Source organism: Peptoniphilus senegalensis JC140 (genome assembly GCF_000321025.1).
Classification (GTDB): Bacteria; Bacillota; Clostridia; order Tissierellales; family Peptoniphilaceae; genus Peptoniphilus_A; species Peptoniphilus_A senegalensis.
Genome location: NZ_HE610718.1, coordinates 77,401 through 89,593, shown reverse-complemented (window position 1 = coordinate 89,593; position 12,193 = coordinate 77,401). Strand labels below are relative to the sequence as shown.

Here is a 12,193-nt window from a genome sequence, read left to right as displayed (position 1 = left end):
TATGGAAAAAAATAAAAATAATTTATCAGTCCTATTAGGAGCAGCTTTCCTAATGGCAACATCTGCCATAGGACCTGGATTTATGACACAAACTGCTACTTTTACTACAAAAATTGGAGCAGACTTCGCAGCTGTAATTTTAATTTCAATAATCTTTTCATACATAGCACAGCTTAATGTATGGAGAGTTATTGCAGTTTCTAAAATGAGAGGACAAGACATTGCAAACAATGTACTTCCTGGACTTGGATATGTAATTGCATTTTTAGTTGCTCTTGGCGGTTTGGCATTTAATATTGGTAATGTCGGCGGTGCTGGACTTGGACTTAATGTAATTTTTGGAGTTGATGTAAAAATCGGTGCAGCTATTGGTGGAGTAATTGGTATAATTTTATTCTCATCTAAATCTGCATCTTCAATTATGGATAGAGTTACACAAGTTTTAGGTGCACTTATGATTATCCTAATTGCCTTTGTAGCAATTAAGACTCAACCACCAGTTGGAGAAGCTTTAAAATCAGCAGTAGGACCTTCAGGTGGATTTAATAGTATTTTACAACCAACTCTTACTCTAATCGGAGGAACTGTTGGTGGTTATATTATATTCTCAGGTGGACACAGACTTATTGATGCAGGAATCACTGGAGAAGAAAATCTTTCACAAGTTACAAAATCTGCATCACTTGGTATTGGTGTTGCTTTTATCGTTAGAGTTTTACTATTCCTAGCAATTCTTGGTGTTACAAAAATGGCAGGAGCACAAATTGACCCTGATAACATTGCAGCATCTTCATTTTTAGCTGCATCAGGTGTAATTGGATATAAGATTTTTGGATTTGTATTTGCAGCAGCAGCCTTTACTTCAGTAGTAGGTGCAGCTTATACTTCAGTATCTTTTTTAAAGACATTATTCAAATTTGTAGCTGATCATGAAAATATAGTTACAATTGCCTTTATCGTATTATCTACAATTATGTTTATCTTTATTGGACAACCACAAACTCTATTAGTAGTAGTTGGTACACTTAATGGTTTTATTCTTCCCATAACTCTTGCAGTAATTTTACTTGCATCAAAGAACAAGAAAATCGTTGGGGACTATGTTCACTCTAATCTACTTTTCATTCTTGGTTGGATTGTAGTTGCAGTTACTGCATTCATGGGAGTTCAAACTGTAATAGCAAATATTGGAAAACTATTTGGCTAAGTTAGGAGATAAAAATGTATGATAAAATAAAATTTCTAACTGCTGGCGATTCCGCCATTGTCATGGAATTTGGCAATACAATTGAAAAAGAAATCAATGCAAAAATTGCCGCAGTTGTAGAAAATTTAAAAAAGAAAAAATTAGATGGAATCTTGGATATTTTGCCAACTTATAGGTCAGTACTAATTAATTATGACCCAGTAAAAATTTCTTATGGCGAAATGGTAGATATTCTAAAGGGACTTAGCGAGGCGGATTCAAATAAAGAAAGTGATGAAGTTAGACTAATTGAAATTCCTACACTTTATGGAAAAGAATATGGTCCAGATATTGACTTTGTTGCTGAAAATGCAAATCTTAGCATAGAGGAAGTTATAAAAATTCACTCTGGCACAGATTATTTAGTTTATATGATGGGCTTTATGCCAGGCTTCACTTATCTTGGTGGTCTTGATGAAAGAATTGCTACTCCTAGATTAAAGAGTCCTAGACTCAAAATTGAACCAGGCTCTGTTGGTATTGCAGCCAACCAAACTGGTATGTATCCACTAGAATCACCTGGAGGTTGGCAATTAATTGGCAGAACTCCACTTAAACTTTACGATGATACTAAGGAGCCGCCAGTATTTATCCAAGCTGGAGACTACATTAGATACGTCTCAATTGATAAAAATGAATATGACAAGATAGCAAAAGAAGTGGAAAATGATACCTATAAAGTTTCAATTAAAAAAGTAAAGAGGGGTGATCTTCATGAGTAGTATTGATGTAATAAATGGTGGAATTCTTACAACAATTCAAGATTCTGGTAGATACGGTTATCAAGAATTGGGTATTCCTACATCAGGAGCCATGGATGATTACAACTTTAGACTTGCAAATATTTTAGTAGGAAATAAACTTGACGAAGCTGTACTTGAAATGACTTACTTTGGACCAACTTTGAAATTTAACGAAGATTTAACTCTTGCAATAACAGGTTCTGATATGAGTCCAAAGATTAATGGACAAGCTATTCCAATGTTTGAAACTATAAAAGTAAAAGCAGGGGACACTCTTCAATTTGGAAAAGTAAATGAAGGCATAAGGTCTTATTTAGCCTTTGGCGGTTCTATTGATGTGCCTATGGTAAACGGCTCAAAGTCAACTCACATCAAGACAAAAATGGGTGGAATTGATGGCAGAGCTTTAAAAGCAAAGGATACTTTAAACATCAAAAAGTCTAGAGAAAAGACAATGAGAAGAATACCTGAAAAATATCTTCCAAAGTTTTCGCATTGCAATATTTTAAGAGTTGTCCTTGGACCTCAAGATGATTATTTCACTGAAAAGGGAATCCACGACCTATTTAGGTCAGGTGGCTACCAAGTGACTAAGGACTTTGACAGAATGGGAATTAGATTAAAGGGAACTGAAATTGAACACAAAGAGACAGCAGATATTATTTCTGACGGAACTAATTTCGGCTCAATCCAAGTGCCAGCAAATGGTCAACCAATTATCCTTGTTGCAGACAGACAAACTACTGGTGGCTATACAAAAATTGGAAATGTAATTACACCAGACCTTCCAAAGCTTGCACAAATGACTTTCTTGGACAAGGTTCTTTTCCAAAAAGTTACCATTGAAGAAGCTCAAAAGTTAACTATTGATTATAAAAACAAATTTGATGATATAAAGAAGGAGTCAATAATATGAAATTAAGCCAACTTGCAAAAATGTATCCAAAGGATGTTAGAGAACTCATAAGAAAGGGCGAAGTTGATCTTCCAACTTCAGGTATGAGTGAAGGATATTTGCAAGCTAACCTTGCTATACTTCCAAGAAAATATGCCTATGACTTTTTGCTCTTTGCACAAAGAAATCCAAAGCCATGTCCAATACTTGAAGTATTAGACGAAGGAAGTCCTCTTACAAAAATTATGGCAGATGGTGCCGACATTAGGACTGATGTGCCAAGGTATAGAATTTATAAAAATGGCGAATTCGTAGAAGAAGTTAAGGACTTAAAAGATGTATGGCAAGATGATTTCGTTACCTTTGTAATTGGTTGTTCCTTCTCCTTTGAAAAGGCAATGCTTGAAGCAGATGTGCCCGTAAGACATATTGAAGATGAACACAATGTGCCAATGTATATAACAAATATAGCGACAGAGCCAGCAGGAATTTTCCATGGAAACACAGTTGTATCAATGAGACCAATCCCTTACAAGGACATTGTAAGAGCAACAACTGTAACAGCAAGATTCCCAGCAACTCATGGCGCACCAATTCACATTGGAGATCCAGCTGTTATAGGAATCAAAGACATTGACAAGCCAGACTTTGGCGAAAGAAGTGAAATTAAAGAAGGGGAAGTGCCAGTATTTTGGGCTTGCGGTGTAACACCTCAGGCTGTTGCTATGGCATCTAAACCAGAAATTATGATCACTCATGCTCCTGGTCACATGCTTATCTTAGACAAGAAAGATTCTTATGTCTCAGTATTCTAAAAACTTTTAATACAAATTTTAAAAATCTGTCAGGGAAATGATGTGTACACATCAAAACTTGACAGATTTTTTATGCTTAAAAATTTGTAGATTAAGTAGACGAAGAGTATAATTAAGTAAAGTAATAAAGTTTAAAGGAGTCCTTTCTATGAAAAAATATTTTAAATTTTTATTTGTATTAGGAGTCTTAATGCTTTTCCTCACTGCTTGTGAGAATAAATCTCTTTATCCTATGAAGACAGATTTGTCTAAGGAAAGGGGTCTAGAGAAATTAGTTGGAAGGATTGACTGGAGACCCTATAAGCCTGAAGATTATAAAGTAAAAAGCAAGGATTTGGAAATTAAACTAAGTGGCGAGTCTGACATAAGCCAAGATGAGTCCTTAAAAAAAGCTTTTATAAATGGAGTAATCCTACTTATCTTAACTGATGCAGAAGAAGTTAGGTATTCAGGAGAAGACCTATACTTTTCTTCAATTGATAAGGACCTTGCCAATGAAATTTTAAAAATTAAGTATGGGAAAGAAGTAGATGATTATAAAAAAAGCCAAGAGGACTTTGACAACTTAGTTGAAAGTTTAGACAATGAAAAATTTGAAGCTGGTGCTGCTAAATATGAACTGATGGAGTAAGCCTTTATTAAAAAAATTTTTAATTTCATATTCAACTTGTGATATTATATTTTGTAGTTTATAAGTTGAGGATGATTTAATGGAAAATAAATATATAATAATTTTAAACCTCATAAATTTTATTCTGTATGGCATAGATAAGTACAAGGCCAAGCACGATATGTGGAGAATAAGCGAAAAAACTCTTTTGACACTTTCAATCTTTGCAGGATTAGGAGGCTTTCTTGGAATGGAGATTTTCCGTCACAAGACTCGTGAGAAAAAATTTTACATAGCCAACATCATTGGCATGGCTCTTACAATTTATTTAATAAAAAATTAAGGATGCAAAAAAAATTGCATCCTTTTTTAGGCATCTATTTCAGCTAAAATATCTCGGTTATCCAACATTTTTAAAATATTTTTTATATCCAAAATTATAACATTTTCTTCCTTTAATTTTTTCTTAGTTTCCTTTTTTAAGAAAGAAGTGTTTACAAATAGAACGGGAGTGATGCCTTGATATAAATTAGAAAATTTATTGACTAAGGATTTTACTTCAGACTCTGGTAAAACTTCGATGTTATTGTATTTTTTTATTTCAAGAGCATATCTCTTTTTGCCCTTTTTAACATAAAAGTCAAAAGAAGCATCTTTCCTTGTATTTTTAAATCTTTCAACTATGTAGCCAGTTCTTTGAAGGGAAATTTGTGCTAGCTTTTCTGCTGTTATTTCTTCGTCAAGGCTTGAAAGTCCTCGCAAGAGATTTTGTGGGAAAATTTTAAAGATTCCTGTACAAACTTCTCTGCCCTCTGTTGCAGTTTTATAGTCGAAGCCAATTAACATATCCTCCACTATTGTAAAGTGTCCATGAGCAAGGGCATTTCTTATGTGACGAAGGAGGGAGTCAGTTTTAGATTCCCTTTCTCCTTGAATCAAAATTATCTTTTGTGAGTGAGGACAAATTTTCTTCTCATAAAATTTTACAATGTCTTTGTCTATGTAATCTAAAAAGGCAACATCCTTATTTTCTAAATTCATATAAGATTTTATTATGCCAAAGACAAAATTTTCAAAATTAATAGAAGATGTGAGTTCATTTTCTGGCGATTGAATTGAGTTTATGTTGGGGACATACCAAAGGAGGTATTCCAAAATTTTTGTCATCTCTTCTGTTAGTTTAATTGGTTTATTTTCGTGATAAATTGAATAAGAAATTCTATTTTCGCAATTTTCAAATTCAAATCCAAATCTTTTTAAATTAGGAAGCATTGTCATCCTTCTTTCATTTTAATTATAAAAAAAGTATATCATAGATTTATTGTTTTTATAATGTGATATAATTTGAATTGACATTTTAGTCAAAATTTTATTATTATAGATATAATTAGAAATTTTACTTATATGGAGGAAATATGGAAAATTTTGAAACTAATTTCGAAAATATAGAAAAGAAAAAGAAATTTGTTCCAAGTATAGAGACTGAACTTAGAAGAAGACAAGTGTCTGTTCCTGAAGTTACATATAGGGCAAGTGGAATAAATTTTATGGGAAAGCGAATAAAATCTCTCATGTTTACAAATGATATTCCAGTTGTAGTAAATAACAACGCACAGGCAATTATGTCTGTCTATCCTTTTACTCCACAACTAAAAATAATATCAGCAATAATAGAAGTTGCATCAGTTCCAGTTTTTGTTGGAATAGGTGGCGGAACGACATCAGGATTAAGATCAGTAAACATTGGACTACAAGCAGAGCTACTTGGAGCAACAGGAGTTGTAGTAAATGCACCAATGTCAAATGAAAACATAGAACTAATTTCAAAGACCCTAGACATAGCAGTTATTGCAACAGTAATAACGAAGTATGATGACATAAAGGGCAAGGTAGATGCAGGAGCAAGAGTTTTAAATATTGCTGGCGGCAAAAAGACTGCAGAATTAGTAAAATATACAAGAAAGATACTTGGAGATGAATTCCCAATTATCGCAACAGGTGGACATACAGATGAGCATATACTTGAGACAATAGACGCAGGAGCAAATGCCATCACTTATACACCACAGTCAAGCTCTGAAATTTTTTCAGAAGTTATGGATAAGTATAGATTTAACATGAAAGAAAAGGAGAAATAAAGGGGAAGAAATGGAATTTGGAATTTTATCAATAGTTCCTCCAATAGTTGCCATTGCCTTGGCACTTATAACTAAAGAAGTAATAACTTCACTTTTAATTGGCATTTTATCTGGAGGACTTATTTACACTGGTGGAAATATTATTGCCGCCTTAGAAACAGTTTTTGATTTAATGGGAACTAAGCTGGGCGACAACGCCTTAATGCTAGTCTTTTTGACCATGCTTGGCTCTCTTGTAATGGTAATGAATATGGCAGGGGGATCTTTTGCCTATGGAAAGTGGGCAAGTAAAAAGATTAAAAGCAAAAAAATGGCAAAACTAGCCACAGCTTTTCTTGGAATGTTAATTTTTATCGACGATTACTTTAACTGCCTAACAGTCGGTGCAGTTATGAAGCCAATTATTGACGAAAACAAAGTCTCAAGGGCAAAACTTGCCCACATAATTGACTCCACAGCAGCGCCTGTATGTATTCTTGCACCAGTATCATCTTGGGCAGCATCAGTAGTTGCAGTAATAGGAGATACTGGCGTAAAAAACCCAATGAGTATATTTTTAAGCACAATACCTATGAATGTCTATCCCATACTTACTCTTCTTTTAATCCTATATTTTTCAACAACAGATATAGAAATGGGAGTAATGGAAAAGTATGAATTAAATGACACATCAAGAATAATTGAAAAAGAAGATGTAGGTTATGAGTATTCAAAAAATGGAAAAGTTTATGACCTTGTAGTGCCAATTGTAGTATTAATTTTTGTAACAGTAATGATGATGCTAAAGACTGGAGGATTTTTCTCTGATGGAGTGGGAGCAGCAGCTGCCTTTGGCGATGCAAATGTAAACTTGTCCCTAGTAATAGGAGCCTTCTTTGCAATTGTCGTTTCCTTTGTATTATATATTCCAAGAAAACTTTTAAAGTTTGAAGAATTTATGAAGGGAATCGTAGAAGGAATGAAGACAATGGTATCTGCCATAGTAATTCTTTCTCTTGCATGGACAATTGGAGGAATAACAAGCGACGAATTTTTAAACACAGGATCCTACATTGCGTCTCTTATTTCTAATTCAACAATGCCAATGTGGCTTTTACCAGCAATAATTTTTGTAGTTGGAGCATTTTTGTCCTTCTCAACAGGAACAGCATGGGGAACTTTTGGTATTTTAATTCCAATAATTGTGCCAATCCTAATGCACACAGACCACATGCACTTCCTTACAATTGTCCTTGCGGCAATTTTTTCTGGTTCAGTATTTGGAGACCACTGCTCACCAATTTCTGACACAACAATTTTGTCATCAGCAGGAGCAGGCTGTGACCACATAGCCCATGTGTCCAGTCAGCTTCCCTATGCAATTAGCGTAGGCTGTGCGTCAGCTCTTGCCTTCTTAATATCAGGCATAATAGGAAAGCCAGCACTTACACTTCCAATTGGAATAGTAATACTTGCAGTAATTGTATTTGTGTTAAAGAGAATGACAATAAATAAATATTTGAAAATTGAAAATTAATTTTTAAGGCTAACTTCGTGTTAGTCTTTTTTTTGAGATATATTAAAAATTTGAAAAAAACTTTTATATATTACTTTAAAAATAAAATAAAGTGGTATATATTTAAAATAAGAAATATAAGGGGTGCATTATGAGCTTTCAAATTGAAAAGAAAAATATTTTAGATTACGAAGTTGACGCAATAGTGAATGCAGCAAATGCAGAATTAAAAAGAGGCGGCGGAGTTTGCGGACAAATTTTTAAAGAAGCCAGCGACAAAGGCTTAGAAGAAGAATGTAATAAACTTGCACCAATAAAACCAGGCCAAGCTGTTATTACAAGGGGCTATAATTTAAAATCAAAACACATAATTCATTCAGTTGGACCAATTTATTTTGATGGCAATAAGGGGGAAAGAGAAACTCTAGAAGCGGCATATAGGTCTGCTCTTTCCCTAGCAGTGGAAAATAATTTAAAGAGCGTGGTATTTCCACTTCTATCCTCAGGCATCTATGGTTATCCCCTAGATGAAGCAGCAGAAGTGGCAGTCTACACAATAAGAGACTTTATAAAGGATAAGGAGCTTGATGTGACTATTTCTGCTCTTAACGATTGCGTAGTTAAAGTTTTAAAAAAGAAAAATAAAGAGTGGATTGAAAGATAAAAACATAGTGAATAAATTTAGAAAAGGACCTGCATTTGAAGTGCAGATCCTTTTTTTAGTATAACAATCTTTTTATTTCGTTTCTCATTCTTATTCTTCCAGCGTGATAAGCAACTTTGCCTGCCCTCTTTGGGTTTAAGAGGGGCATTAGTTTTATTATTCTCCTTCTTCTTTTAGGCTTTATAAATCTTATAAAGGCAATTAATTTTATTAAGCTCTTTAATTTTTTCATATTTCCTCCTATTTTTTCTTCTTACTTGTTTTGCTTGTCTTTATTTTATCTGAAGATTTTTTTGATTTTTCTTGTTTTGATGATTTTTTAGCTTTATCTTTTTTTGGCGAATTATTTTCTTCTTCGCCAAATTCATTATACCACTCTCTAGTATGAACATCGCAGTGTTCCTTTGGAAGAGTCATATAGTCATCAGGATAGATGCCGTAGTGGTCCTTGGCGTCATATTTATCTTTTCTTTCAAAACGAACTGTATATAGGACTGACTCACTTGGGCAAAACTGCGTAGCAAGTTTATTGGAGTCTTTGCAAATTAAATATTTTTTAAACAAGTCATCTTGCTCACTTGGTTCAGTGCCAGAAATATATTTTTCACTGTAAGATGCACCTGCGTAATCGCTCATCTTTGTGGCAAGTTTGCCGCTCTTTGATGAAATTTTTCTCGTTACAATATAGGATGGGTCTTCATCAAAATTTTCAGCCTTGCTCAAATTTTTTGTCATTGTGTTAAATAAATCAATTGCCGCAGACTTGTCTGAAGTTAGAGAAATTTTTGGCGAGTCGGCACCAACCCAAAGAGAAATTGTGTGACTCTTATTAAATCCGTTAACAAAATAATCTGAATTGGTTTTATTTTGTCCCAGGTAAGCACCAGTTTCTGACTTGCCAATGTGGACACCCTTTGCGTTACCTCTTTGGCTGTTAGAAATAAATACATCTTTAAGAAGGTGGGAAGTCTTTTCGTCAAAAAGTTTTTTCTCCTTGTTGGAGTTGTCAATAATTATGTTTCCGCTAGGGTCTTCAATTTTTAAAATTGCCGTCTCTTCTTTATATACTCCACCATTTGAAATTGTCTGATGCATTTTTGATAATTGAGATAAGCTGATACCAACTTGCATATTGCCAAGGGCAAGGGACTCTAAATTTTCGTCATTTTTCTTTTTATTTTCACTGTGATTTATAAAATAATCGTCGCCATCTTCTCTTATTATTTCAAATTTTTTAAGGACATCCATGGCCTTGTCCTTTCCAATTTCCTTTAGGACTTCAGCTGCAATGACATTAGATGAATTTTCCATGGCAAGGCGAAGAGTCATGAGACCCTTAAAGGAATCATAATAATTGTGTGGCCAAAACATTCCGTCAACAGTTGTTGGAACATCGTCATAAACGTCGCCAAGAGTTTTTCCCTCCATAAGGGCAGGTAGGTAGACAGAAAAAGGTGTAAGGGCAGAGCCGGCTTGTCTATAGGAGTCCGTTGCACGATTTAAAATTTTTGCATTCTTTGTCCTTACATCGAGACCGCCAATTATTCCCTCCACAAAGCCACTGTCATTGTTGACAACGATCATTGCAGATTGTGGTTGCATAAGAGGGCTTGGATTGAAGTCAAAATATTTATTTGAAATAATCAAGTTGTCATTTTCAACTCTATAAAAGTCTGGATAGTCCTTTAAGTAGGCTCCGTCAATAATTAAATAATTATTTTTAAGTTCCCCAGCTCCTTCTTCAATTTTTAGGCCGCCAATTTCATAAGTGTTTAAAATTTTATTTTTGTCAATGATATAGGCATCTATGATGTCAATTCTTTGTCCTAAGTCTTTGAAGTAAAGGCTCTTAATTTTTAAATCGTCATGAGATGAAATGCTGTAAGATGATTTTGGAATTACCAAATTAAAGTTCTCATCTAAAATATTGTTGCGTGCAAAATACAAAATCTCGTCGCCAAAAATAATATTGTTGCCATCATCGAAGTTTAGGTTCAACATTCTGCTGCCACCACTTGATGACCTATTTAACAAAAAGCTTTTGAAGTTTTCGTACTTGTCTTCTAAGTCCTTTTGAATATTTTCATCAATTGTGGAATAAACCTTGTAGCCACCAGTGAAAAGTTTGTGCTCGCCTTCTTCCAAAGATGTCTTATAAAAATCAGCAAGGTATCTAGAAGCTTCTTTTTTTATGTAGTCAGTGGAATAGGTAGACATTGTGTGATTTTTAAAATTTCGTGGGTTTAGGGCATTTACAATATCATAGTTTTTGGCACGCTCATACTCTTTATCGTCAATGTAGCCAAGCTCGTGCATTCTCATCAAGACAATTTTTTGTCTCTTAAAGGCATCATCATTTAAGACCATGTATAAATCTTTGCCGTCAATTTCACGAGTGCCAATTACTTTAAAGTCATCCTTTAAATATTCTTCTGGGACAGATTTAAAGGGAGAATAATTTGTTGGAGATTTTGGTATGCCAGCAAGGAGTGCAGCTTCTGCAATGTTTAAGTCCACTGCGTCCTTAGAAAAATAAGTTTGAGCAGCAGCTTCAATTCCATAGGCACCTTGTCCAAGGTTAATTCTATTTAAGTAGGCTTCCAAAATTTCATTTTTTTCTAGGACATCCTCAACGCGTAGAGACAAATATGCCTCTTGAATTTTTCTGCCGAGAGTTTTTTGGTTAGTGAGATATACTGAACGCACCAATTGTTGTGTAATAGTAGACCCTCCACGTATAAGGGAGTGAGACTTTATATTTGCGGCAATAGAAGACATAATGCCAATGGGGTCAAGACCCTTATGTTTGTAAAATCTGTGGTCTTCGATTGCGACAAAAGAATTTTTTACGTTATCTGGAATATCATTTATGTCAATTAAAGTTCTATATTCCAGTGATTCAATTTTTTCAATTAGATTTCCTTCTTTAGAATAAATATAGGAGCTCTGATTAAAGGATGAGCTCAAATTATTTAAGTCTGTGGCAGGAGTTTTTGAAATAATTGAAACAATGAGTGCTGAAAAAAGTGAAATAATTAAAACAAAAATTAAAAGTAGAATTAAAAGTCCAATTTTAATTTTTTGTTTTTTATCTAAATTTTTAAAATTATTTTTTACATGTGCAAAATTTTTCATAGTTACTCCTTTTTTCAATTATAACATTTTAAGAAGATGATTACTATTATGTTAATAAGCTAAATAGTATTCCCTTATTTTTTTATGAAATGAGTGTAGCATAGTTTTGTTGAAAATAAAAATTTTATAAATTAAAATGTTATTGATTAACCTTAAATAAGCTAGGGGTGTAATATGAAATATTTAAAACACAATGTTTATATAGGAGATATTAATTTTTCTAAAGAAGATAATTTGTATTATGGGAAAATTCTAGGAATTTACGCACTTGTTCTTTACGATGGAAAAAATTTAGAAGAATTAAAAGAAGATTTTAAGGAAGCTATTAGATGTTATGAAGAGTTTTTTGAAACAGAAAAAGCTATAAAGAGTTTTGATGAGGCTGTAGAAGTTTAAATTTTATTAGACAAGGCTATTTAAGCCTTGTTTTTTATTATGCAAATTTTTTTAAA

At 33.5% G+C, this 12,193-nt stretch carries 13 protein-coding genes; 10 read left to right on the top strand and 3 right to left on the bottom strand.

What is annotated here, in order from left to right; translation table 11 throughout:
- The first annotated feature begins 1 nt into the window (after position 1).
- The 6 genes from PTSHG_RS04665 (at position 2) to PTSHG_RS04640 (ending at position 4,652) form a co-directional block, all read left to right on the top strand.
- Complete coding sequence (locus PTSHG_RS04665) at positions 2 to 1,207, top strand: NRAMP family divalent metal transporter (protein ID WP_019107729.1); 1,206 nt, start codon at positions 2 to 4, stop codon at positions 1,205 to 1,207.
- A 14-nt stretch (positions 1,208 to 1,221) separates the two neighbouring features.
- The gene (gene pxpB, locus PTSHG_RS04660; RefSeq protein WP_019107728.1) at positions 1,222 to 1,968 is read left to right on the top strand and encodes a 5-oxoprolinase subunit PxpB; all 747 of its coding nucleotides are present in this window, start codon (positions 1,222 to 1,224) and stop codon (positions 1,966 to 1,968) included.
- The gene (locus PTSHG_RS04655; RefSeq protein ID WP_019107727.1) at positions 1,961 to 2,905 is read left to right on the top strand and encodes a 5-oxoprolinase subunit C family protein; all 945 of its coding nucleotides are present in this window, start codon (positions 1,961 to 1,963) and stop codon (positions 2,903 to 2,905) included. The genes pxpB and PTSHG_RS04655 overlap by 8 nt, the downstream gene beginning before the upstream one ends.
- A complete protein-coding gene (locus PTSHG_RS04650; RefSeq protein ID WP_019107726.1) occupies positions 2,902 to 3,699 on the top strand; it encodes a putative hydro-lyase in 798 nt (265 codons plus the stop codon). Before PTSHG_RS04655 ends, PTSHG_RS04650 begins: the two co-directional genes overlap by 4 nt.
- Before the next feature lie 148 nt (positions 3,700 to 3,847).
- Complete coding sequence (locus PTSHG_RS04645; protein ID WP_019107725.1) at positions 3,848 to 4,330, top strand: hypothetical protein; 483 nt, start codon at positions 3,848 to 3,850, stop codon at positions 4,328 to 4,330.
- A gap of 79 nt (positions 4,331 to 4,409) precedes the next feature.
- A complete protein-coding gene (locus PTSHG_RS04640) occupies positions 4,410 to 4,652 on the top strand; it encodes a DUF1294 domain-containing protein (RefSeq protein WP_019107724.1) in 243 nt (80 codons plus the stop codon).
- 26 nt (positions 4,653 to 4,678) lie between these two features.
- Here PTSHG_RS04640 and PTSHG_RS04635 read toward each other — a convergent pair whose 3' ends face one another.
- Positions 4,679 to 5,581, bottom strand: coding sequence for a restriction endonuclease (locus PTSHG_RS04635; RefSeq protein ID WP_019107723.1), 903 nt, complete (start codon positions 5,579 to 5,581; stop codon positions 4,679 to 4,681).
- Between the two features lie 143 nt (positions 5,582 to 5,724).
- Here PTSHG_RS04635 and PTSHG_RS04630 point away from each other — a divergent pair, with 143 nt between their 5' ends.
- The 3 genes from PTSHG_RS04630 to PTSHG_RS04620 all read left to right on the top strand — a co-directional run bounded on the left by PTSHG_RS04630 (position 5,725) and on the right by PTSHG_RS04620 (position 8,606).
- Positions 5,725 to 6,447 (top strand): dihydroorotate dehydrogenase, encoded by a 723-nt coding sequence (locus PTSHG_RS04630; protein ID WP_019107722.1) that lies wholly within the window; start codon positions 5,725 to 5,727, stop codon positions 6,445 to 6,447.
- A 10-nt stretch (positions 6,448 to 6,457) separates the two neighbouring features.
- The gene (locus PTSHG_RS04625; RefSeq protein WP_019107721.1) at positions 6,458 to 7,963 is read left to right on the top strand and encodes a Na+/H+ antiporter NhaC family protein; all 1,506 of its coding nucleotides are present in this window, start codon (positions 6,458 to 6,460) and stop codon (positions 7,961 to 7,963) included.
- Positions 7,964 to 8,093: 130 nt separating this feature from the next.
- Positions 8,094 to 8,606 carry a macro domain-containing protein gene (locus PTSHG_RS04620; RefSeq protein ID WP_019107720.1) on the top strand — a complete coding sequence of 171 codons (513 nt, stop codon included), beginning with the start codon at positions 8,094 to 8,096 and terminating at the stop codon, positions 8,604 to 8,606.
- 55 nt (positions 8,607 to 8,661) lie between these two features.
- On the opposite strand, the gene PTSHG_RS09960 is transcribed toward PTSHG_RS04620, so the two are convergent.
- Positions 8,662 to 8,838 carry a hypothetical protein gene (locus tag PTSHG_RS09960; protein WP_019107719.1) on the bottom strand — a complete coding sequence of 59 codons (177 nt, stop codon included), beginning with the start codon at positions 8,836 to 8,838 and terminating at the stop codon, positions 8,662 to 8,664.
- Between the two features lie 8 nt (positions 8,839 to 8,846).
- Complete coding sequence (locus tag PTSHG_RS04610) at positions 8,847 to 11,741, bottom strand: transglycosylase domain-containing protein (protein ID WP_019107718.1); 2,895 nt, start codon at positions 11,739 to 11,741, stop codon at positions 8,847 to 8,849.
- A 174-nt stretch (positions 11,742 to 11,915) separates the two neighbouring features.
- Here PTSHG_RS04610 and PTSHG_RS09220 point away from each other — a divergent pair, with 174 nt between their 5' ends.
- Entirely contained in the window at positions 11,916 to 12,137 is a 222-nt protein-coding gene (locus PTSHG_RS09220) for a hypothetical protein (protein WP_019107717.1), read from the top strand.
- Positions 12,138 to 12,193 lie beyond the last annotated feature (56 nt).

Coding starts and splice junctions, on each gene's coding strand:
- PTSHG_RS04665 (WP_019107729.1), top strand. CDS start 2: ATGGAAAAAAATAAAAATAATTTATCAGTCCTATTAGGAGCAGCTTTC.
- pxpB (WP_019107728.1), top strand. CDS start 1,222: ATGTATGATAAAATAAAATTTCTAACTGCTGGCGATTCCGCCATTGTC.
- PTSHG_RS04655 (WP_019107727.1), top strand. CDS start 1,961: ATGAGTAGTATTGATGTAATAAATGGTGGAATTCTTACAACAATTCAA.
- PTSHG_RS04650 (WP_019107726.1), top strand. CDS start 2,902: ATGAAATTAAGCCAACTTGCAAAAATGTATCCAAAGGATGTTAGAGAA.
- PTSHG_RS04645 (WP_019107725.1), top strand. CDS start 3,848: ATGAAAAAATATTTTAAATTTTTATTTGTATTAGGAGTCTTAATGCTT.
- PTSHG_RS04640 (WP_019107724.1), top strand. CDS start 4,410: ATGGAAAATAAATATATAATAATTTTAAACCTCATAAATTTTATTCTG.
- PTSHG_RS04635 (WP_019107723.1), bottom strand. CDS start 5,581: ATGCTTCCTAATTTAAAAAGATTTGGATTTGAATTTGAAAATTGCGAA.
- PTSHG_RS04630 (WP_019107722.1), top strand. CDS start 5,725: ATGGAAAATTTTGAAACTAATTTCGAAAATATAGAAAAGAAAAAGAAA.
- PTSHG_RS04625 (WP_019107721.1), top strand. CDS start 6,458: ATGGAATTTGGAATTTTATCAATAGTTCCTCCAATAGTTGCCATTGCC.
- PTSHG_RS04620 (WP_019107720.1), top strand. CDS start 8,094: ATGAGCTTTCAAATTGAAAAGAAAAATATTTTAGATTACGAAGTTGAC.
- PTSHG_RS09960 (WP_019107719.1), bottom strand. CDS start 8,838: ATGAAAAAATTAAAGAGCTTAATAAAATTAATTGCCTTTATAAGATTT.
- PTSHG_RS04610 (WP_019107718.1), bottom strand. CDS start 11,741: ATGAAAAATTTTGCACATGTAAAAAATAATTTTAAAAATTTAGATAAA.
- PTSHG_RS09220 (WP_019107717.1), top strand. CDS start 11,916: ATGAAATATTTAAAACACAATGTTTATATAGGAGATATTAATTTTTCT.